Origin of the sequence: Actinoplanes octamycinicus (assembly GCF_014205225.1) — a bacterium.
GTDB lineage: Bacteria > Actinomycetota > Actinomycetes > Mycobacteriales > Micromonosporaceae > Actinoplanes > Actinoplanes octamycinicus.
The window spans coordinates 4,174,327-4,197,046 of the sequence record NZ_JACHNB010000001.1 but is presented as its reverse complement, the minus strand read 5'-3'; the positions used below and the strand labels follow the sequence as shown (position 1 = coordinate 4,197,046).

General features: G+C 77.0%; 8 protein-coding genes. 7 read left to right on the top strand and 1 reads right to left on the bottom strand.

What is annotated here, in order from left to right; translation table 11 throughout:
- Positions 1-3: 3 nt before the first annotated feature.
- On the bottom strand, positions 4-2,283 hold the full coding sequence (locus BJY16_RS48455; protein ID WP_185040704.1) for a putative bifunctional diguanylate cyclase/phosphodiesterase: 2,280 nt from the start codon (positions 2,281-2,283) through the stop codon (positions 4-6).
- Positions 2,284-2,403: 120 nt separating this feature from the next.
- Between BJY16_RS48455 and BJY16_RS18740 the strand changes: the two genes are divergently transcribed.
- The 7 genes from BJY16_RS18740 to BJY16_RS18710 are packed head-to-tail and all read left to right on the top strand — an operon-like array spanning position 2,404 to position 22,478.
- Entirely contained in the window at positions 2,404-3,264 is an 861-nt protein-coding gene (locus BJY16_RS18740) for a DUF4132 domain-containing protein (protein ID WP_185040702.1), read from the top strand.
- The gene (locus BJY16_RS18735) at positions 3,261-7,922 is read left to right on the top strand and encodes a hypothetical protein (RefSeq protein ID WP_185040701.1); all 4,662 of its coding nucleotides are present in this window, start codon (positions 3,261-3,263) and stop codon (positions 7,920-7,922) included. The genes BJY16_RS18740 and BJY16_RS18735 overlap by 4 nt, the downstream gene beginning before the upstream one ends.
- A complete protein-coding gene (locus BJY16_RS18730; protein ID WP_185040699.1) occupies positions 7,919-10,723 on the top strand; it encodes a hypothetical protein in 2,805 nt (934 codons plus the stop codon). The genes BJY16_RS18735 and BJY16_RS18730 overlap by 4 nt, the downstream gene beginning before the upstream one ends.
- Positions 10,720-15,435: a hypothetical protein gene (locus BJY16_RS18725; protein WP_185040697.1), complete on the top strand. Its 4,716-nt coding sequence runs from the start codon at positions 10,720-10,722 to the stop codon at positions 15,433-15,435. Before BJY16_RS18730 ends, BJY16_RS18725 begins: the two co-directional genes overlap by 4 nt.
- Positions 15,432-16,556 carry an ATP-binding protein gene (locus tag BJY16_RS18720; RefSeq protein ID WP_185040695.1) on the top strand — a complete coding sequence of 375 codons (1,125 nt, stop codon included), beginning with the start codon at positions 15,432-15,434 and terminating at the stop codon, positions 16,554-16,556. The genes BJY16_RS18725 and BJY16_RS18720 overlap by 4 nt, the downstream gene beginning before the upstream one ends.
- Positions 16,540-20,391 (top strand): DUF5682 family protein, encoded by a 3,852-nt coding sequence (locus BJY16_RS47220; protein WP_185040694.1) that lies wholly within the window; start codon positions 16,540-16,542, stop codon positions 20,389-20,391. The genes BJY16_RS18720 and BJY16_RS47220 overlap by 17 nt, the downstream gene beginning before the upstream one ends.
- A complete protein-coding gene (locus BJY16_RS18710) occupies positions 20,388-22,478 on the top strand; it encodes an SWIM zinc finger family protein (protein ID WP_185040692.1) in 2,091 nt (696 codons plus the stop codon). The genes BJY16_RS47220 and BJY16_RS18710 overlap by 4 nt, the downstream gene beginning before the upstream one ends.
- Positions 22,479-22,720 lie beyond the last annotated feature (242 nt).

The following is a 22,720-nucleotide window of genomic DNA, read 5'->3' as shown; positions in this document are numbered from 1 at the left end:
CGGTCAGGCGACGGCGGCGGTCGCCCGGCCGGCGGCGCGCAGCTCGGTGATCCGGGACGGCGGGACCGGCCGCGACCAGTAGTAGCCCTGGCCGTACCGATAACCGAGATCGCGCAGCAGGTCCCGCTGCTCGGCCGTCTCGATCCCCTCGGCCACCGAGCTGAACTCCAGCGCCGCGGCCATCTGGCTGACCGCGGTCGCCACCGCCGACTGCCGGCCCACCGTGGTGATCGACTCGACGAACGAGCGGTCCAGCTTCAGCGTGGTCACCGGGCAGGTGAGCAGCAGCCCGAGCGAGGACGCCGCGGTGCCGAAGTCGTCCAGCGCGAGCCGGACGCCGAGCTCGCGCAACGCCAGCATGGCGGCGTGCGACTCCTCGTCGTCGAGCACCGCGGTCTCGGTCACCTCGATGCTCAGGCAGCCGGGTGGCAGCCCGTTGCCGGACAGCGCCGCCGCCACGTCGCCGACCAGGGCGGCGTCGCGCAGCTGCCGCCCGGCCACGTTGACCCCGACGGTCAGCGGCTCGGCGCCGGGCAGCTCGGCGCGCCACACGGCGGCCTGCCGGCACGCCTCGCGCAGCGCCCACCGGCCGATCGCGACGATCTGCCCGGTCCGTTCGGCGACCGGGATGAACTCCACCGGCGAGACCAGGCCCCGGGTCGGGTGGTTCCACCGGATCAGCGCCTCCACCCCGGTCAGCCGCTCGTCGGCGAGCCGCACGATCGGCTGGTAGACCAGGGTGAACTGGTCCTCCTCCAGGGCGGTGGCCAGCTCCCGGATGAGCACCGCCTCGGCGCCGATCCGGGCGCCCATCTGTTCGGTGTAGGCGACCCACATTCCCTTGCCGCGGCGTTTCGCCTCGTACATGGCGATGTCCGCGTTGCTGAGCAGGCTCTGCGGGTCGTCGCCGGGCGTGACCCGGGTGACGCCGATGCTGGCCCGGCTGACGATGATGTGCTGCTGCACCTCGATCGGCTCGGCGAGACGCCGCAGGATCTCCTCGCCCACCCGGCCGGCACCGGCCTGGTCGGCGCCGGGCAGCAGCACCGCGAACTCGTCGCCGCCGAGCCGGGACACCACGTCGCCGTCCCGGACCGCCTCGCGCAGCCGGTGCGCCACCGCGACCAGCAGCTCGTCGCCGGCCAGATGGCCCATCGTGTCGTTGGTGGTCTTGAAGTCGTCCAGGTCGATCAGCAGCAGCGCGCCGCCGGTGTCGCAGCGCTGCGTCAGCTCGCCGAAGTGCGCCCGGTTGGCCAGCCCGGTCAGCGAGTCGACGGAGGCCCGGACGCGCAGCTCGTCCATCGCCCGGTCGAGACGGGAGATCAGCAGCGCGTTGTCGTGGAAGGCGACCAGCTGGCGACCGGCGACCAGACAGGTGATCACCACGACGCCGATCGTCGCGCCGTACATCTGCGAGCTGGTCCGCTCCGGCAGCATCAGGAAGAAGACCACGAAGGTCACGGCGATCATGCCGTAGGGCAGGAGACTGTACGGGCGGCGCTGGACCGGCTGGTGCGCCTCGCCGGAACGGACGATCACCTGCTGGATCCACGGTCCCAGGGCGATCAGCAACGACGGGGCCAGGCGGATCACGAAGACGTACGGATGATCGAGGGTCTGGAAATCGCCGGGCAGGAACGTCGCGACGCCCTGGACCATCGCGGCGCTGACCATCGGCCAGGCCGCGATCCGCCGCATCGGCGGCGCCTGGACCAGCGCCACCTTGGTCGCCGAGAACGTCGCGACCAGCACCAGCGCCGCGGTCACGCTGTCGTTGACCCGGCTGTCCCCGGCGCCGGCCACCGGGTTGACCGCGAAGCACCAGGCGACCACGCCGCCGCCGGCCAGCACCGTGGTGGCGTCCAGCCAGAAGACGAACTTCTCGCGGAGCGTGTGCAGCCCCTGCGGGAAGATCAGGCAGGCCACCACGTTGCTGCTCATCCCGACCGTGAAGAGCACCGTCTGCACCGCGCCGCCGGACAGCGACGGCGTGCCCGGGGCGAGCAGCACGCTCAGCGTCTGGAAGCTGTCGCCGGCGGTGAAACACGCCCCGGCGAAGCTGATCATGGTCCAGAACCGGCGGAACCGGACGTGCGCGAGCTGCCGCAGCCGCCACCCGCCGTAGGCCAGGGCGGCGTCGAGCGGCACCTGCGCCGCCCAGTAGACGCGCACCTGGTCGATCGTGCGGCCGTCGAGCAGCACGAAGAGCAGGCACCCGAGCAGGGTGAACCCGCACAGGGCGAGCAGGACCGGGTCGCGCCGCAGCCGGCTGAACGTCGACACTCCCACCTCCACCGCGGTCCTGGTCCCCTCAAAGATCGGAACGAGGAGCCCGGACCCTGAGAAAATGTCGGTGCCCACTGGCACAATCCGCCTCACGTTTCGGCGAGGGGGTTGTGCCAGATGGGTTGGGTTCCGGCGGGCGCCGGCTACGAGGTGAGCGTCGACGGGCGCCGGGTGATCGCGCGCACCGCCGGGGGCAAGGTGCTCAAGAGCATGCCCAAGGCGCTCAAGGACCACGAGGCGGTGGTCGGCCTGCGCCAGCTGGTCGAGTGGCTGCAGCGGCACGAGGAGACCTGCCGGGCCGAGGTGGAGCGCTGGATGATCCGGTCGCTGCCGGTCCCGGTCGCGCTGCTCGCCCAGGTGTGGGCGGACGAGGCGTGGCGGGCGGTGCTGCGCGACCTGGTGGTGGTCCCGGCCGGCGCGGACCCGTCCACCGCGGCCCTGCTGCGCGACGCCGACGCGGACAAGGGCCTCGGCGTCGTCGACCTGGACGGCGAGTCCACCCGGATCACCGCCGAGCAGGTCCTGATCCCGCACCCGGTCCGGCTGCCCGACCTGGCCGACCTGCGCGAGTTCGCCGCCGACCTCGGCGTCGAGCAGGGCACCCTGCAGCTGTTCCGGGAGGTCTGGCACAAGCCGGCCGACCCGGCCGAGCAGCGGCGCGAGCTGACCCGGCACGCCGGCGCCCGGTTCGCCGAGCTGCGCCACGCGCAGACCCGGGCCACCTCGGCCGGCTACCGGGTGCAGGGTGGCACCGCCGTCTGCCGGATCTGGGAGGACGGCCGCAGCGTGGTCGCCTCGGTGTGGATCGGCGACGGCGACCCGGGCTACGAGGCGGAGACCTCCGAGCTGTCCTTCGCCGACGCCGCCGGGGAGCAGCTGGCCACCGCCGACGTGCCGCCGGTGGCCTGGTCCGAGGGCCTGCGGATGGCCGCCCACCTGTTCGCCGGCCGGGTCGTCGAGGAGGAGCCGGCCCGATGAGCACGGCTGGCGACCCGGAGGTGCTGACCGCCCGCGCCTACCGGCATCCGGTGCTGGACGACCGCACGGTGGTCCGGCTGGTCGGCGCGAGCCTCGGGCCGGCCGAGGACCTGAGCATGGAGTTCCTCGGCTTCGCGACGGCCGGCGCGGCCGCGGTGGGGCACGGCACCCGGCAGGCGCTCGGCTTCCCGGCCTGGGCGCTGATCCACGACCCGGCCAACGGGCGGCACGCGCTCGCCCTGGTCAAGGAGATGGAGCGGCTGGCCCGGACGGCCCGGAGCAAGCCCGGCGCCGCGATGGACGGCTATCAGGCGCTGGCCACCCGGCTCGGCGCCGCGGCGCCGCAGTTCCTGCCGACCTTCTGGGAGCAGGCCGGCCGCGCCTTCCTCGACGCGGACAACAAGCGGACGGCCGGCACCTGCTTCACCGAGGCGCGGCGGGCCGAGCAGGTGCACGGGCTGATCATCGACGAGGACCGGGTGCGCGAGGTGCACCTGGAGTTCGCCTTCGCCGGGGCGCTGACCGCCGCGATGCTCGGCGCCCACGCCCGGGAGGTGGTCGACCGGCGCCCGCCGCTGGAGGCGTACGAGCTGGTCAAGACCCTGTCGCTGCGGCGGGTGGCGGGCGGGCTGCCGCCGCACGCGTCGATGGCGGCCGACCTGGCCCGGCTCGCCAAGGCGGCCGGCCGGGACGCCGAGCGGGAGGCCGACGAGGTCGCCGCCCGGCTGCTCGGCTATCCCGCGGTGGCCCGGTCGCACCCGTCGGTCTGGAAGGCGTATCGGAAGAGCCTGGTCCGGCTCGGCAAGCGGGACGCCGCGGTCCGGGCCCGGCTGCTCCGGATCATCCCGGACCCGCCGGGTTACGACACCGACCCGACCGAGCAGTGGCTGGCGCTGCTCGAGGACTCCACCGCGACGACCGCCCTGACCACGACCGATGCCGCGGACGGCTCGGCCGCCCAGTGGCTGGAGCGGTTCCTGCGGATGCGGCGCTCCGGTTCCCGCGACGGCCGCAGCGAGCGGCTGCTCGGCCTGGTCGAGCGGATGCTGCCCCGGCTGGCCGCCGAGGGCGGGGTGCGGCTCGCCGACACCGCCTGGGGCGTCGACGTCGACGTCCTCGACCTGTGCCTGGCCGCCGGGGTGCCGGTCAGCTTCGGCGACCCGGACCGCGACCACGACCTGCCGCTCGACGCCTGGGTGCGGGACAGCCGGCCGGGCCGCCGGGAGCTGACCGCGATCGCCGCCGCCCCGCGCTGGCGGCAGCTGCTGGCCCGCAGCCTGCGCACCGCGATCAGCCGGCTGCGCGACGGCCGCTCGCTGACCGGCCCGGCGCTGCCCGACGAGACGCTGCGCCAGGCGTTCGGCGCGCCCGGCGTGCGGGATGTGCTGGTCGAGATGATCGACGAGCGGACCGCCCGGGCCGCCGACGGCACCGTCGCCGGCCTCGACCACGACCTCACCGAGCTGGCCGCGCTCTGGTCCCCGGCCGGCATGGCGCTGGCCCCGGCCGGGTTCCGCCGGCTGCTCGGCATCGATCTGCCGGCCCTGGTGGCCCGCACGCTCCGGGCCGGGCTGCCGGTCGAGCTGGCCTGGCCGGCGTACGAGGCGGCGGCCAAGGAGAAGCTGCGCGCCCAGTTCGGCGACGCCTGGCCGGAGCTGGTGGTGCACGACCACCGGTCGGCGCATCTGCTCACCCCGGACGGCGCGGTCACCGAGCACACGTTCCGGCTGCCGCTGGTGGGCCGGCCGTTCCAGGAGACCGGCTGCCGGCTCGTCGACGGCGACCTGCTGGTCGCCGGGTGGAACTGGGAGACCGGCCGGGCGTACTGGGCGTCCCGGCCGGACCGGGTGTTCGAGACCACGATGCGGCTGACCCCGGCCCGCTGGGGTGTGGCGACCGTGCAGCTGCCGGTGCCCGGCGGTGGCGCCACCACCGGCACCCTGCCGATCCACCCCGGCGACGAGCACTGCCCGTCCACGGTGTACCCGGTGGCCACCGACGGGCAGGCGGTCTGGCGCTGCGAGCCGGTCGACGGGACCATGGCCGGCGACCGGTGGCAGTGGCGGGAGTTCGACCCGCGGACCGGCGACCCGGGCCGGGTCAGCGTGCCCGCCTTCTTCACCACCGACCGGCCGCTGGTCGCCGAGGCCTGCCAGCTGCGCCCGGCCCCGGCGGGATACTGCGGGTCGCCGCTGGGCTGGCGGGACGGGATGGTCGGCTGGCGGGCCGAGGTCACCGCGGCCGGTGACCAGGCCGGCGAGGGCATCGACGGTCGCCGGGTCATCCTGCCGGAGCGGACCCTGGTCCGGTTCGGGCAGAGCACCCGGACGGCGCGGCTCAGCGCCGCCGTCCTGCTGCCCGGCGCGGACGCGCCGCTGCCGGTCACCCGGCTGGCCGGCCATCCGCGCGGCCACCTGCAGGTCTGGACCGCCGACGGCGAGCACCTGCTCGCCGAGCTGCCGGACGGCACCACCACGCTGCCGCCGCTGGCCTGGTGGCACGGGCTGCGGGCACGCGACGCGGCCGGGTCCGCCGCGCTGCGCTCCCTCGACGACCCGACCGCGGCCGCGCTGCTCGACGTCGACGCCACGGTCACCGGCACCGCCGAGGTCAAGGCGGCCGTCGCGGCGCGGGTCGAGGCGTGCCTGCCCGCGGTCACCGACGCCACGCTGCGGGAGCGGATCACCGAGGTGGTGGCGCGAGCGGTCCGGATGCGCCGCCGGATCGCCGAGGTCACCCGGCACCTGGCGGAGCAGCCCGCGGCCGGGTCCGCCCCGGCGCCGGCGGTCACCGACACCGCGCTGGACCAGGCGTGGGCCGGGCTCTGCGGATTCGACCGCGACCACTACCACGGGTACGGGCGGCGGCCGGAGGTCCGCTACGACGTCCTGACCCAGCTCGGCGCGATCGGCACGGTCCTGGCCGGCGGCGAGCCGGAGTCGGTGCCCGAGGTCCCGTCGATCTGGCCGCCGGCGCTGGCCGGGCTGGGCGCGCTCGCGATCCGGGCCGCGTCCGCGGTGACCGGCGACGACGACCGGCAGGCGCTCGCCGGCTTCCTCGGCGCGCTCGCCGGCACCCCGCTGGCGGGCGACGTCCCGCTGCGGGTGCTGGCGCTCAGCCACCCGCGGGGCGCCTCGATCGAGCCGGTGCGGCGCGACGGCACGCAGGTCACCATGGTGCTGCCGGTCGGCCCGCACTGGTTCCGGCCGGGCGACCAGGAGGAGCGGACGGCGGTCCAGTTCGCCGCCGACGGGGTGTTCACCCCGCCCGCCGGCGCCACCGTCGACCAGGAGTTGCGGCCCAGCGGACGGCTGGCCGGCGACCGGCTGACCGTTTTCCTCGCCCTGCTCGCCGAGCGCGGGCCGGCGCCGTGGCGGCCGGTGGCCGCCGAGACGCTCGCCGCGGCCACCGGGATGCCCCGGGCCGAGGCGGTCCTGCTGCTGGCCGGGCTGCCGTCGATCGCCTCCTGGGAGGCGAACTTCCTGACCGCCGGGCAGCGCGCCACCCTCGGGCTGAGCGCCGCGCACGCCAAGGTGGCGCACGCCGCCCTGCGCGAGCTGACCGGGCCGCAGCGGGTCGCCCTGCTCGACGCGGCGATGCCGGCCGACCCGGCCGCCCTCTGGACCGACGGGCCGGACGTGGCGGCGGTCGCCGAGGCGTGGATCCGGATCCGCGGGCGGCGGGCCGCGGTGCCCGAGGACCTGGTCGCCGGCCTGGCCCGGGTCATCGACCGGGACCTGACCGCGAGCGTGGTGCAGGCGATCGCCGGGCCGTCGGCCGGTGACTGGCTGACCACCGACGGCCGGTCCGACGCCCGGTACGGCGCGCGGATGCAGTCCGACCGCGGCGTCCCCTTCGACGGGCGGTACCTGACCGCCGCCGCGATCGCGCTGCCCTGGTTGGCGTACTCACTGACCTGGGACGATCCGCTGCGGGCCAGGTTGCCCGAGGCGCTGCGGCTGGTCCGGGAGCGGCTGCGGCACCCGGGCCTGCGGGTCGGTCACGGGTCGTGCGAGGTGGCGAGACGGCCGCAGGCCGGGCCGGCCCTGGTCGACGGGCACGGCAACGCCGCCTGGATCACCTTCCATGTCGCCCCGGCGCACCTCACCGGGCCGGACGACCCGGCGCTCGGCTTCATCGACGAGCCGACCGCCACCGGCCTGCGGGTGCTGCTCGCCGACTGGATCGACGAGGTGCTGACCACCCCACCGGGCGCGGCCGGCGATCCGCACGATCCGCGGGTCAGCGTGCCGCACCTGGTCGACGCGGTGCGCGAGCGGTTCGGGCTGGACGCCGACCCGGCGGCGTACTACCTCCAGGTGCTCGCCCTGCCGGACCCGACCGACAAGGCGGTGACCGGGTGGACCGGCTGGCGGACGCCGGCCCTGCGCACGGCACAGGCCGCCCTGACCGAGGCCGGTCTGCTGGTCACCGCCAAACGCGAGCGGGCCGCCCGGCCGGTCTTCCTGCCCGGCGGCTGGCAGGCCGCCAAGTCGCCGCGGCTGCCGGTGGAGACCTGGAAACTGCCGCTCTATGTGGACGGTGGACCGGTCCTGCTGGTCCCGCGGACCCTGCCGGCGCTGTTCACCGCCGCCTGGGACCGGGTCGTCGCGGGTGACCTCCCCCGCTACCACGACCTCGGGGAGAGCCCGCGATGAGCGAGGCGCTGCTGGAGGCCGGCGCGATCCTGCCCGGGACGCCGGCCGACGCCGGCCTGGACATGATGACCGCCCGCGCCTACCGGCACCCGGTGCTGGACGGGCGGACCGTGGTGCGGGTGACCGGCGCGACCGTCGGCCCGGCCGAGGACCTGAGCATGGAGTTCCTCGGCTTCGACGCGGCCGGCGCGGTCCCGGTTGGGCACGGCCGGCGGTCCGCGCTCGGCTTCCCGGCCTGGGCGCTGGTGCACGACCCGGCACACGGGCGGCACGCCCTCGCCCTGGTCAAGGACATGGAGCGGCTGGCCCGGACGGCGCGGCACAAGCCGGGCCGGGCCCGGGAGGGGTATGCGGCGCTGGCCGGCCGGCTCGAGGCGGCGGCGCCGCGGTTGCTGCCGACGTTCTGGGAGCAAGCCGGGCGGGCCTTCCTGGCCGCCGGCAACCAGCGGATGGCGGGGACCTGCTTCAGCGACGCGCGGCGGGCCGAGCAGGTGCACGGGCTGGCGGTCGACGAGGACCGGGTGCGCGACGTGCACCTGGAGTTCGCCCTGGCCGGCGGGCTGACCGCGGCGATGCTGACCGCGTACGCGCGGGGTGTCGCCGAGCGGCGACCGCCGGCGGAGGCGTTCGAGCTGGTCCGCTCGCTCACCCTGCGCCGGGTCGCCGGCGGCTCGGCGCCGCACGCCGGCATGGTCACCGAGCTGGCCCGCCTGGCCCGGGCCGCCGGGCGGACCGCCGACCGGGAGACCGACGAGGTCGTCGCCCGGCTGCTGGGCTACCCGGCGATGGCCCGGTCCCACCCGGCGGTGTGGAAGTCGCTGCGCACCAGCCTGATCCGGCTCGGCCGGCGCGACGCCACGGTGCGGGCCCGGCTGCTGGAGATCATGCCGGACCCGCCGGGGTGGCAGACCGACATCCGGGACCAGTGGCTGGAGCTGCTGGAGGCGACCGGCGCGGCGGCCGACCTGGCGGCGCCGGACGCGCCGGCGAGACGGTGGCTGGAGCGCTTCCTCGACCTGCGCCGCTTCGCCGTCCGGGACAGCAGGCGCAACGCCCGGCTGCTCGCGCTGGTCGAGCGGCTGGCCCCGCGCCTGGTCACCGAGGGCGAGGTGGTCCTCGCCACCCACCCGTCGACCGCCGACCTCGACGTCCTCGACCTCTGCCTGGCCACCGGTGTGCCGGCCGACATCGGGGCCGATGGCTACCAGCACGGGCTGGAGGTCACCGCGTGGGTCGACGACACCGGAGCGGGCCGCCGCGACCTGGCCGCGATCGCCGCCGACCCGCGGCTGCGGCCGCTGCTGCGCCGCGGGGTCCGGAGCGCCCTCGGCCGCTTCCCCGACAACGGCTCGCTGACCAGCCCGCCGTTCGGCGACGCGGTGATCGGCCAGGTGTTCGGCGCGGCCGGGATCCGGGCCGTGCTGATCGAGCTGATTCACGACCTGGTCGGACGGGCCGGCGCCGGAGCGGTCGCCGGGCTCAGCCGGAGCCTGACCGGCTTGGCCCCGCTCTGGTCGCCGGCCGGCATGGCGCTCGCCCCGGACGCCTTCCGCGCGCTGCTGGAGGTCGACGTGCCCGCCGTGCTCGCCCGCACCCTGCGAGCCGGTCTGCTGGCCGAGCTGACCTGGCCGGCATACGAGCGGGCCGCCAGCCGACTGAGCCGGATCGACGTCGGATTGGCCTGGCCGGAGCTGGTGCTGCACGACGACCGGGCGGCCCAGGTGATCAGCCCGGAGGGTTCGGTCACCGAGCACGTGTTCCGCTTCCCGGCGGCCGGGCAGCGGCACGCTCCGCGCCGCTCGTGGAACCAGCTCGGCTGTCTGTATGTGGACGGTGACCTGCTGGTGTATTGGCACGGCGACGGAGTCCAGGCCGGCTACTGGTCGTCCCGCCCGGACCGGTTGATCGAGGGCGAGTGGCAACTCCACCCGGCGCACGGCTTCTGGTCGCCGCCGTTGCCGGTCCCGGGTGGCGGGCTCACCACCGGGCAGCAGACGGTCCACGCCGGGGACACCCGGGTGCTCTCCGCGGACGGCTGGCACCTCGCCGGTGACGGCCGGGCGTACTGGCGGCACGAGCCGGCCGACCCGAACGCCGGGGTGCTGCACCGGACCTGGCGGTGGCGGCAGTTCGACCCGCGGACCGGCCGGGCGGGGCCACCCGGCCTCCCGGCGTTCTTCGCCGAGGCCGGCGACGCCCTGATTCCGGGCGACTCATGGCTGCGGCCGGTCCCGGCCGAGTTCGCCGGGTCGCCGCTGGGCGTCCGGGACGGGTTGGCCGGCTGGCGGGCGATCCGGACCGCGGACGGGAGCGAGGCCGGCATGGGGGTCGACGGCCGGGCGGCCGTGCTGTCCGGCAGCCCCGACCTGCCGTATCCCGGGACGCTGGCCGGCGCGTTGTCGCTGCCCGCCGCCGAGGCGCCGCTGCTGATCACGAGGGCCGGCCGGCACCTGCGGATCTGGACCTCGGATGGCGAGCACCTGCTGGAGGAGCACCACTTGCCGGCCGCGACGCTGCCGCCGCTGGACTGGTGGCACGCGCTGCGGGCCCGGGACGAGGCCGGGTCGGCGGCGCTGCGCGGGCTCGACGAGACCACCGCGGCGGCGCTGCTCGCCGTCGACGACGCGGTGGCCGATCCGGACGCTCTGCGGGCGGCGGTGGCCGCCACCGTCCGGACGCACCTGCCCGCGGTCACCGACACCGTGCTGGCCGACCGGATCGCCGACGTGGCGGCCCACGCGGTGCGGCTGCGCCGCCGGATCGCCGAGATCGCCACCCGCACCCGGAGGAGTTCCCGATGAGCGCCGTCCTGCCCGGCCCGGCCACCGACGCTACCCAGGACGCGGTGACCGCCCGCGCCTACCGGCATCCGGCGCTGGCCGACCGCACGGTGGTCCGGCTGGTCGGCGCGACGGTCGGTCCGGCCGAGGACCTGACCATGGAGTTCCTCGGCTTCACCGGGACCGGCGTCGCCACCGTGGGTCACGGGCCCCGGCAGGCGCTGGGCTTCCCGGCCTGGGCGCTGGTCCACGACCCGGCCCACGCCCGGCACGCGCTCGCCCTGGTCCACGAGATGGCCGGGCTCGCCCGGACCGCCGGCCGGAAACCGGGCCTGGCCCTGGACGGCTACCGGGCGCTGGCGCAGCGGCTCGGCGAGGCGGCGCCGCAGCTGCTGCCGACCTTCTGGGAACAGGCCGGGCGGGCCTTCCTGGCGGCGGACAACCAGCGGTCCGCCGGCACCTGCTTCACCGAGGCCCGGCGGGCCGAGCAGGTACACGGACTCCCGGTCGACGAGAGCCGGGTCCGGGACGTGCACCTGGAGTTCGCCTTCGCCGGGGCGCTGACCGCCTCGATGCTCAGCGGGTACGCCCGTGAGGTGGCCGGGCGACGCCCCGGGCCGGAGGCGTACCAGCTGGTCAAGACGCTGTCGCTGCGCCGGGTCGGCGGTGGCCTGCTGCCGCACGCGTCGATGGCGGCCGACCTGGCGCGGCTGGCGACCGCGGCCGGGCTGGACGCCGAGGCGGAGGCCGACGAGGTGGCCGGCCGGCTGCTCGGGTTCCCGGCGATGGCCCGGGCGCACCCGGCGGTCTGGCAGGCGTACCGGAAGAGTCTGAGCCGGCTCGGCCGGCGCGACGCCGCGGTCCGCGCCCGGCTCCTGGAGATCACCCCCGATCCGGCCGGCTACCAGGCCGGCTTCACCGACCAGTGGCTGGAACTGCTGGCGGACGCCGGCGCCGTGGACGACCTGGTCGCGGTCACCGGCCCGGCCTGGCCCGGGTCGGCCGGCCAGTGGCTGCAGCGGCTCCTGCGCGGCCACCACGAGCGGCGCGGCGGCCGGCGCAGCACCCGGCTGCTGGCGCTGGTCGAGCGGCTCGCGCCCCGGCTGATCGCCGAGGGCGGTGTGCAGCCGGCCCCCGGCGCGCCCCGGACCGACCTGGACGTCCTCGATCTGTGCCTGGCGCTCGGGGTGCCGGCCACGGTGGGTCCGCTGGACCACGCCTCCGGCTTCCGGCTGGAGCGCTGGGTGGCCGACGACGGCGCCGGCCGCCGGGAGCTGACCGCGATCGCCGCCGACCCGGTCCTGCGCCCGCTGCTGCGGGACAGCGTGCGCGGCATGCTCCGCCGGCTGCGCACCGGCACCGCGCTGACCAGCCCGGCGCTGCCGGCCGACACGCTGCGGACCGCGTTCGGCGCGGCCGGCCCGCGGGCGATGCTGACCGAGCTGGCCGGGGAGCTGGCCGAGCGGGCCGGCACCGGCACCGTGGCGGTCCTCGACGAGGTGCTGACCGAGCTGGGCGCGCTCTGGTCGCCGGACGGCATGGCGCTCGCCGCGGACGCCTTCCACCGGCTGCGGTCCACCGATCTGGCGGCCGTGCTCGCCCGCAACCTGCGTGGCGGGCTGCTCGCCGAGCTGACCTGGCCGGCGTACGAGCAGGCGGTCCGCCGGCTGGAGGTGCCGCGAGCCGGGACGGCGTGGCCGGAGATGGTGCTGCACGACGTGCGGGCGGCGCAGATCGTCCGGCCGGACGGCTCGGTCACCGAGCACGTGTTCCGGTTCCCGGCCGGACTGGAGCCGATCCACCACGACCACGTGCGGTGCGCCTGGGTGGACGGCGACCTGCTGGTGAGTTGGTTCTCCCGCGCTGGTGGTCATCGGACGTACTGGTCGTCCCGCCCTGACGAGGTGGTGACCGGGCTCTGGGCGATCGGCCTGCGGGAGTCCGGTGACCTGCCGGTGCCGCTCCCGATCCCGGGCGGCGGGCTGACCGTCGGGAGCCGGCCGGTGCGGGCCGGTGAGATGCGGGCGCCGGACCGGGCGTACCGGGTGGTCACCGACGGGCAGGCGTTCTGGCGCTGCGAGCGGCACGAGGTGGCCGAGCGCCGGTGGGAGTGGCGGTGGCAGGAGTTCGATCCGCGGACCGGGGAGGCCGGGCGGATCAGCGTCCCGGCGTTCTTCGCGGCGGCGGGCGGCGACCTGGTCCCGGCCGCGTGCGCGCTGCGGCCGGTCCCGGCCGGGTTCGCCGGCTCGCCGCTGGGCGTCCGGGACGGGATGACCGGCTGGCGGGTGACCGCCGGACCCGGCGGCGTGCAGACCGGCGAGGGGATCGACGGCCGCCGGGTGCGGATCCCGGACCTCGACCCGGACCGGGATCCGCACCGGAGCACCAAGGAGCTGCTGCTCGGCGCGGTGCTGCTGCCGGGCGGGACAGCGCCGCTGCCGGTCACTCGCGCGCACCTGTACCCGGACGTGCGCCTGCGGATCTGGACGGCCGGCGGCGAACACCCGCTGGACGACCAGGTCGAGCTGACCGCCACCCTGCCGCCGCTGGACTGGTGGCACGGGCTCCGGGCCCGGGACGAGGCCGGGTCGGCCGCGCTGCGGGCCGTCGACGAGACGACCGCGGCGGCGCTGCTCGCCGTGGACGACGCGGTGACCGGCACGGTGGCGCTCGGCGAGGCGGCGGCCGCGCGGGTCGCCGCCCACCTCCCGGCGATCACCGACGACCGGCTGCGGGCCCGGGTCGGCGCCCTGGTCGCCCGCACGGTGGTGCTGCGCCGGCGGATCGCCGAGATCTCCCGGCACCTGGCGCCGCGCCCGGATCCGGCGCCGGCCCGCCCACCGGTCGGCGACAGCGCGTTGCGGGTGTCCTGGGACGGGCTCTGCGACCCGGACACCACCTACTACTCGGGCTCGCCGGCCAGCAGCCGTCACCAGATCACCACGCAGATCCAGCGGATCGGCGCGATGCTCGCTGACCCGGGCAGCGACACCCCGGCCGACCTCCCGGCGCTCAGCGCGCACTGGGTCAGCCTGCTGGCCGGCCTCGGCGGCCTCGCCCTGCGGGCCGCCTCGCCGATCACCAGCGACGCCGATCGGGCCGCTCTGGCGCACTTCCTGGCCACTGTGGCCGGGACCCCGCTGGACGGCTCCGGGCCGCCGGTCCGGGTGCTGGCGGCCACTCAGGAGAGCATGAGCCTGGACACCGTGGACGTGCACCGCGACGGGCCGTGCCTGACCGTGCTTCTCCCGCCCACCCGGCACTTCGGCCGCGGGGAGGGCAGCCAGTGGCGGCGCGACATCGTTCAGGTCGCGCCGGACGGCGTGTTCCCGGAGCCGGCCGGGCTGACGGTGCGCACCCAGACCCCGCTCACCGGGCGGTTCGGCGGCGACCGGCTGCGCGGTTTCCTCGCCCTGCTCGCCGAGCGCGGACCGGCGCCGTGGCGCCCGGCGGCCGCCGACGAGCTGGCCGCGGCCACCGGGATGACCCGGGCCACGGCCGTGCTGTTGCTGGCCGGACTGCCCGGCGCGGCGCTGCGGGACGGGCTCGGCGCCCAGCAGCGCGCTCGGATCGGGCTCACCGCGGCGCACGCCAAGGCCGCCCGGATCACCCTGACACAGCTGACCTTCGCCGATCGGATCGCGCTGCTGGACGCGGCGATGCCGGCCGAGCCGGCCGACCTGTGGACCCACGGGCCGGACGTGGCGGCGATCGCCGAGCGGTGGATCGCGCTGCGCGGACGGCAGGCGGCGGTCTCCGAGGATCTGGTCGCCGAGTTCTCCGGGGTCCTCGACGAGTCCCGGGCGGTGACCGCGCTGAGCGTGCTGACCGCGATCGCCGCGCCCACCGCCGGGGACTGGCTGACCACCGACGGGCGCACCACGGCCCAGGACGCCTGGCAGCTGCACACCACGTCCGGCGCGGGCGAGCCGTTCGAGGGCGCGCACCTCCGCGCGGCCGGCACCGCGCTGGCCTGGCTGGCCTACCGGTTGCCGTGGGGCGACCCGCTGCGGGCCGCGCTGCCCGAGGCGCTGCGGCTGGTCCGGGAGCGGCTGCGCAACCCGGACCTGCTGATCGGCGGCGGCTTCCACGAGCCGGACCGGTTCCCCGACCTCGGGCCGGTGCTGGTCGAGGGCCACGGCTGGCGGGACCAGGTCGCGCACCACCTGGTCCCGGCCTGGCTGTCCGGGGCCGACGACCCGGCGCTGGAGCACATCGGCGTACTGAACGCGGTCGCCCTGCGGATCGTGCTGTCCGACTGGATCGATCGGGCGGTCAGCACCCCGGACGGCGTCGTGGGCGACCCGCATGATCCGCGGGTCAGCGCTCCGGACCTGGTCGCCGAGGTGGCTGAGCGGCACCGCCTGGCCGCCGACGCGGCCGCCTACTACCTGCAGCTGCTCGCCCTGCCGGACCCGGCCGACCGGGCCGTGCTGGCCTGGAACGGCTGGAAGACCGCCGCCCTGCGGGCCGCGCAACGGGCGCTGACCGAGGCCGGGCTGGTGGTCGCCGCCAAGCGGGCCCGCGCCGGGCGTCCGGTGTTCCTGCCCGGTGGCTGGCAGGAGGCCCGGGCGCCGCGACTGCCGGTGGAGAGCTGGAAACAGGCCATGTACGCCGAGGCCGGCCGGGTCCGGATCGTGCCGATGCCGCTGCCGGAGCTGTTCCGCACCGCCTGGGGCCGGGTCCTCGCCGGTGACCCGCCCCGCTACCACGAGCTGCAGGAGAAACCGTGACCGCCGCCCACCGACAGATCGACCCACCCGAGCTTCGGTACGCCGAGGAGCTGACCTTCCTCGCCACAGCCGACGACGGTGCGCGCCTGCCGGGGTGGCGGCTGACGCCCCGCGCGGTGGTCACCTTCATCGCCGGGTCGGGCGGCGCGCCGGTCGACGGGCCGGGCGGCAGGCGGGTGATCGAGCCGAAGTTCGTCGGCGAGCGGGCCCTGGTCGAGCGCTGCGTGGTCACCCTGGCCGGCGAGCGCGGGCTGCTGCTGGTCGGCGAGCCGGGCACCGCCAAGTCGATGCTGTCCGAGCTGCTCGCCGCGGCGATCTGCGGGACCAGCGCGCTGGCCGTGCAGGGCACCGCCGGCACCACCGAGGACCAGCTGCGCTACGGCTGGAACTACGCCCTGCTGCTGGCCCAGGGCCCGTCCCCGGAGTCGCTGGTGCCGTCGCCGGTGCTGACCGCGATGACCACCGGCGCGGTGGCCCGGGTCGAGGAGATCACCCGCTGCCTGCCGGAGATCCAGGACGCCCTGGTCTCGATCCTGTCCGAGCGGCGGATCAGCGTGCCGGAGCTGGCCGGGCAGGACGGCGCGGTCAGCTACGCGGTGCCCGGGTTCTGCCTGATCGCCACGGCGAACCTGCGCGACCGCGGGGTGTCCGAGATGTCCGCGGCGCTCAAGCGGCGGTTCAACTTCGAGGTGGTGCCGCCGATCGCCGACCTGGACGCCGAGGTCGCGCTGGTCAGCCGGCAGGCGCGGGCCGCGGTGGAGCGCGGCGGGGCCCGGTTCGCGGTGGACGAGGCGGTGCTGGAGACGCTGGTCACCGCGTTCCGGGACCTGCGGACCGGGCGGAGCGCCGAGGGCTGGGCGGTGGAGCGGCCGTCGTCGGTGATGAGCACGGCCGAAGCGGTGGCGGTGGCGGCGTCGATCGGGCTGGCGGCGGCGTACCTGCCCGGGCCGGATCCGCTGTCGCTGCTGCCCGGGCACCTGCTCGGGGTGGTGCGCAAGGACGATCCGGCGGACTCCGGGCGGCTGCTCGCCTACTGGGACGGTGCGCTGCGGCGGCGCGCCGAGGCCGGCTCCCGGATGTGGCGGCAGCTGTGGGAGCACCGCGATGTCCTCCAGGACTGACCCGGACCCGCGGGCGGCGGTCGACGCGCTCGCCGAGGACCCGCGGGTGCGGCTGATCGGCGTGCGGCATCACTCGCCGGTGCTGGCCGCGGCCGTGCCGGCCCTGCTGGACGCGTTCCGGCCGGCCACCGTCCTGGTGGAGCTGCCGGCCGAGGCGCAACCGTGGATCCGGTGGCTGGCCGACCCGGGCACGGTGGCCCCGGTCGCGCTCGCCGCGGCCGGGGTGGACGGGGCGCCGGCGTTCTACCCGTTCGCCGACTTCAGCCCGGAGCTGGCCGCGATCCGCTGGGCGCGGGTCCACGACGTGCCGGTGGTCTGCGCGGACCTGCCGCTGACCGACCCGGCGTGGACCGCCGGCCGGACCCCGCCGGTGGCCGTCGGCGACGGGCCGGGGCCCGGTCAAGGCGCCACGGCGGCCGGGCGGGACGGGCACGGGCCGGGGCCCGGTCTTGGGGCGGCGGTGCACGCGACGGTGTCCGGGCGGGCCGGCGACGACCTGTGGGACCGGTGGATCGAGGCGGCGGCGCCGGGCAGTTCGCCGGAGGCGGTGCGGCGGGCCGCGCTGGCGGCCGGGTGGACGCTGCGTCAGGACGCTGCCCGGGACCGGGTCGAGCCCCTCGACCTGCGGCGTGAGGCATGGATGCGGGGTGCGCTGCGGCGTACCGGAGGAAGGGTCGCCGCGGTGATCGGCGCCTTCCACGCGCCCGCCCTCCTCGACCCGTCGCTGCCCGGCGCCGAGCCGCCCGCGCTCCGCGGGCCGGAGCCGGTGATCTCGCTGGTCCCCTACACGTTCGACCTGCTCGACGCCCGGTCCGGGTACCCGGCCGGGATCCGCGATCCGCGCTGGCAGCAGGCTGTCTTCGAGGGCGGCGCGGCGCCGGAACGGATCCGGGCGGCGGCCGGCCGGTTCGCCGTCGAGGTGACCCGGGCGCTGCGGGAACGCAAGCAGCCGGCCGGTCCGGGCCAGGCGGCCGAGGTGGCCCGGCTGGCCGGAGACCTGGCCGGGCTGCGCGGCCTGCCCGCCCCCGGACGCGGCGAGCTGGTCGAGGCGCTGCAGACGGTGCTGGCCCAGGGCGCGCCGGCCGGTGCCGGCCGGACCGTCGCGCAGGCCATGGCCGAGGTGCTGGTCGGCCGGCAGCGGGGGCGGCTGCCGGCCGGCGCGCCGGTGACCGGGCTGCGGCCGGCCGCCGAGCGGGAACTCGCCGGTCTGAGACTTCCCGGTCCCGGCCAGCCCGGCCGGCGGATCCGGCTCGATCCGCTGCGCTCCCCCACCGACCGGGCCCGCGAGCTGGCGATCCGGCGGCTCGCGGCATGCGGCGCGGCCTACGGCGAGGCGGGTCCGGCCGGGCCGGTCGCCGGCGGCGAAACGCTGACCACGAACTGGCAGGTGCGGTGGACGCCGAGCACCGACGCCGGACTGGCGCTGGCCGGGCTGCACGGCGTCACCCTGGCCCAGGCGGCCGAGGGGATGCTGGCCGCGCGCCGCCGCCGGGAAAGGCAGGCCGGTGGATCGACCCCGGAGCAGGCCCTGACGGGCCTGGCGGAGGCGGTGGCCTGCGGTCTGCCGGAGCTGGCCGGTCACCGGCTTTCCGACGTACGCGAAACGGTCTGCCGGGGCGGCGCCATCCAGCAGATCATCGCGGGGTTGCAGCTGCTCAGCCGGATCGAGCGCGGTCACGTCCCGGGCTTCGACGGCACGCTCGACGGCCTGCCGACGGCTCGCGAGGAGCTGCACGCGGCCGCGGTGGCGGCGGTCGACGGGCTCGCCGGGTCGGACCGGATCGAGGACGCGCGGGCGCTGCTCGACCTGGTCCAGTCCGCCGACGAGGCGGGCCGGCGGCTGCGGCTCGGCCGGGCGGTCCGTGGCCTGGTCCGGGACGGGTCACCGCTGATCAGCGGGGCGGCGAGCGGCGTCGGGGTGCTGCTCGGGCAGGAGACGGCGGAGGGGTTCGGCACCCGGCTCGGGTCGTGGGCCGACGCGCCGGACGCCCGGGCGGCCGATCGGCTGCGTGGGGCGCTCGGTGTCGCCGGGGCGTTGCTGCAGTCCGGAGGCGACTTCCTGGCGCCGCTGCTGGACGCGGTGGAGCGGATGCCGGACGACGTGTTCGTCCGGCGGCTGCCCGGGTTGCGCGGTGGCTTCGACGTGCTGAGCCCGGCCGATCGGGACCGTCTGCTGCGGACGGTCGGCGAGCGCCACGGCACGCTGGACGACCGGCTGCCGGCCGACGCGGTCACGCTGGCCGCCTGGATCGCCGCCGACCGGGCCGGGCTGGCGGCCCTGCACACGCTCGGCCTGTCCCCGGCGGAGCCCGCCGCACCCGCGCCGGCCACCACCACCGCGACGCCCACGCCGGCCAGCACCACTGAACCTCCGGCGCCGGCCACCACCACCGCCACGCCCACGCCGGCCAGCACCACTGAACCTCCCGCGCCGGCCACCACCGCCACGCCCACGCCCACGCCCACGCCCACGCCCACGCCCACGCCGGCCAGCATCACCGAACCTCCCGCGCCGGCCACGATCACCGCGCGGCCCACCCCAGCCACCACCACCGCGACGCCCACCCCAGCCACTGTTGCCTTTCCGGCGCCGGACACCACCGGCGCCCCTCCGACGCCAGACGCCGCGGGCGCCCCTCCGACGCCTGACACCATCACCGCCCCTTCCACGCCGGGGACCGCCGCTGCGGTGACCACGTCGGACACCGGGACCGGCGGCGGGTGGGGCCGGATCTCGCCGGTGCAGCGGTGGCGGCTCCTGCTGGGCCGGGAGACCGAGAGACTGGCGCCAAAGCAGCGACGGATGGCCACGGCCCTGGACGAGCTCTACGGGGCCGGGCGGGGCGAAGGGGCGTACAGCGTGGACCCCGGCGGCGCAGGCGGCGGTGGGCGCGAGCCGGCGTACCCGGAGATCCGGGACTGGCTCACCGACCTGGAGGATCTCTTCGGCGCCACGGTGCGGGACGAGGTGCTGGCCCGGGCCGCGGAGCGGGGACGGCTCGACGCGGTGCTGGCGGTGGACCCGGAGCGGGTGCGGCCGTCGATCGACCTGCTGCACGCGGTGCTGTCGATGGCCGGCGGGCTGCCCGAGGCCCGGCTGGCCCGGCTGCGGCCGCTGGTCGCGCGGCTCACCGCGGAGCTGACCGCGCAGCTGGCCCGGCGGATCCGGCCGGCGCTGACCGGGATCGGCACGCCACGGCCGACCCGGCGACCGTCCGGGCGGCTCGACCTGGCCGGCACCGTGCGGCAGAACCTGCACACCGTACGCAAGGATGCGACCGGAGGCCCCCGGATCATCCCGGACCGGCCGGTGTTCCGGAGCCCCGGCCGGCGCAGCGTCGACTGGCAGGTGATCCTGCTGGTCGACGTCTCCGGCTCGATGGAGGAGTCGACGATCTGGGCGGCGCTCACCGCGTCGGTGCTGGCCGGGGTGCCGGCGCTGCGGACGCACTTCGTCACCTTCGCCACCGAGGTGATCGACCTGACCGACCGGGTCACCGACGCGCTGTCGCTGCTGCTGGAGATCCGGGTCGGCGGCGGGACGCACATCGCGGCCGGGCTGCGGTACGCGCGGCAGATCACCACCGTGCCCAGCCGCACCCTGGTGATCACGATCAGCGACTTCGAGGAGGGCTATCCGGTGGCCGGGCTCCTGGAGGCGGCCCGGGCCCTGGTCGACGACGGGGTGACGCTGCTCGGCTGCGCCAGCCTGAACGACCAGGGCCGGCCCCGCTACAGCACCGGGATCGCGTCGCAGCTGGCCGGCGCCGGGATGCCGGTGGCCGCGCTGAGCCCGTCGGAGCTGGCCGGCTGGATCGGGGAGCGGGTCCGATGAGCCTGCCCCCGGTCGACCCGGCGGTCACCGCGGAGGCCGTCGCGGCCCTCCCGGCCCGCCTGCGCAAACGCCTCGACGACCTGATCCCGCAGGCACTGACCTGGCCGGTCTCGCCGGACGGCGACCGGGTCACGGTCCGGCCCGACGACCAGACGTCGGTGACCCTCGCCGTGCCGGTCACCGCGGCCGCCGACGCGGTCTGCACCTGCCTGCTCGCGCCCCGCTGCCTGCACCGGGCCGCCGTCCTGAGCGCCGCCCCGATCCACACCGCCACCCCGCCACCCGGAGACGCTCCGGAGTCCCCCGCCAGCCCCGCCACGCTGGTCGGCCCAGCGTCATCGGAGAACCCCGCGTCATCCGGCGCTCCGGCATCACCTGGCGGTCCGGCGACCGGCGGTCCGGCATCACCCGGCGGCCCCGCGTCCGGCGCTCCGGCACCACCCAGCGGCCCCGCATCCGGCGCTCCAGCACCACCCAGCGGCCCCGCATCCGGCGCTCCGGCATCACGCGGCGGTCCGGTGTCACCAGCGCAGGCGGACGCGGCCCGGAACCTGTGGGCCGCCGGAGCCGCGGTGCTGACCGGCGGCATCCCGGGCGCCGGTGCGGTGGCCCAGGCCGATCTGCTGCGGGCCGTCCACCAGGCCCGCGCCGTCGCCCTGCACAGCCCGGCGGCCGCCGCGGTCCGGGTCGTCGAGATGCTGCGGGCGGCGCGGCGCGACGATCCGTGGTTCCGTCTCGCCGATCTCACCGACGACCTGCTCGACCTGCTCACCGCCTGCCACCGGCTGACGTCCGGCGACGGCGGCGCGGCCGGGGTCGCCCGCCGCGACTACGAGCCGGTCGGTGACCTGCGGCTGCACGGGCTCTTCTGCGAACCGGTGCGGACCGTGACCGGGCACGCCGGGGCGGCGACCTACCTGGCCGACCGGACCGGGCGGCTCTGGGTGGTCGCCGACGTCAGGCCGGCGGAGAGCCCGGCCACCACGGCGACCGTCCGGACGTCGGTCGACCTCGGCGAGGTCCGGCTCAGCCACCACGAATTGGCCCGGGCCGGTCTGCTGGCGAGCAACGCGCACGCCTCGCCGACCGGCCGGCTCAGCCACGGGCGGGCCCGGCAGGCGGTGTCCGCGGCCGGCGCCGGCTGGTTCGACCCGCCGCTGACCGCGCTCTGGGAGACCGACCCGGCCGCCCAGGTGGACCGCTGGCTGGCCGCCGCCGCGCTGCCGGCGCACGACCGGCCCGCGCCGCACGACCTGGCCTTCCTCGACGGCGTCATCCTCGGCGCGGACCGGCGCGGCCTGTTGCTCGCCGTCGAACGGCACCGGCTGACCGTCGCCGTGTCCGCACCGCACGAGGATCCGGCGCTGCCCTCCGTCACGAACCTCCGCCTGCTCGCCACCCACGCCGCCGGCCTGCGGATCCGCCTGATCGGCCGGTTCGCCGGGCCGCGCCGGGTGGCCGGTGTCGCCTTCGCCGCCCACTGGCTGCCCGCCTCCCACGGCGGCCACGTCGATCTCGGCGCCACCGTCCTCACCCGAGCCGACCTGCCCACCACCCACCGGCCCACCCCACCCGACCTACCCACCAACCGCCAAGCCGCCCCACCCGACCTACCCACCAACCGCCAAGCCGCCCCACCCGACCTGCCCACCGATCGCCAGCCCACCCCAGCCGGCCCACCCACCGACAGGCCGCCCGCCCCAGCCGGCCCACCGACCGACGGCCCGCACGGCAGCGGGTGGCCGGGACCGGTCGGCGCAGCCGAGTGGCGCGAGCCCGAGGCACCGCCACTTCACCTGCTGCGGCATCAGGTCGAGCGCGTCGTCGCCGGCGGCCGGGCCACCCTGCTGTCCGGTGTCGACTCCGACGCCCGCCGCCTGGCCGGTGCCCAGCTCGGCGCGGCGAGCGCGGTGCTGCTCGCTCTCGGGGATGCCGGCGTCCGGCGTACCCGGGATGTCTTCGGCCGCCTCGACCCGCACGACGCGCACCTTCTCGCGCGGGCCTGGCTCACCGCCGCGGTCTTCGAACGCGGCGCCGCGCAGGCGGCGACACGCCACGCCTGGACCGGCTCGACCACCGAACCCTGAGTCGCAGCGGACCCGGCCGAAGCGAGCGCGCCACCCGTCCGCGGCCTCGGCTGATCGCGTGGCTCGCGTCGCGGTCGCAGGCGGGTGAGGCATCGCGGTACGCCGGCGGACCCGCACGACACGCGCAGCGGTCGTGCGCGGGTCGCAGCCTCGCGAGCCGGCTGCCGCGAGCTACTGGTCGTACCGGAAAGGAATCCGCGAGAATCGGGCGGCATCGCGGCAGCCGGGATGGTTGCCATCCG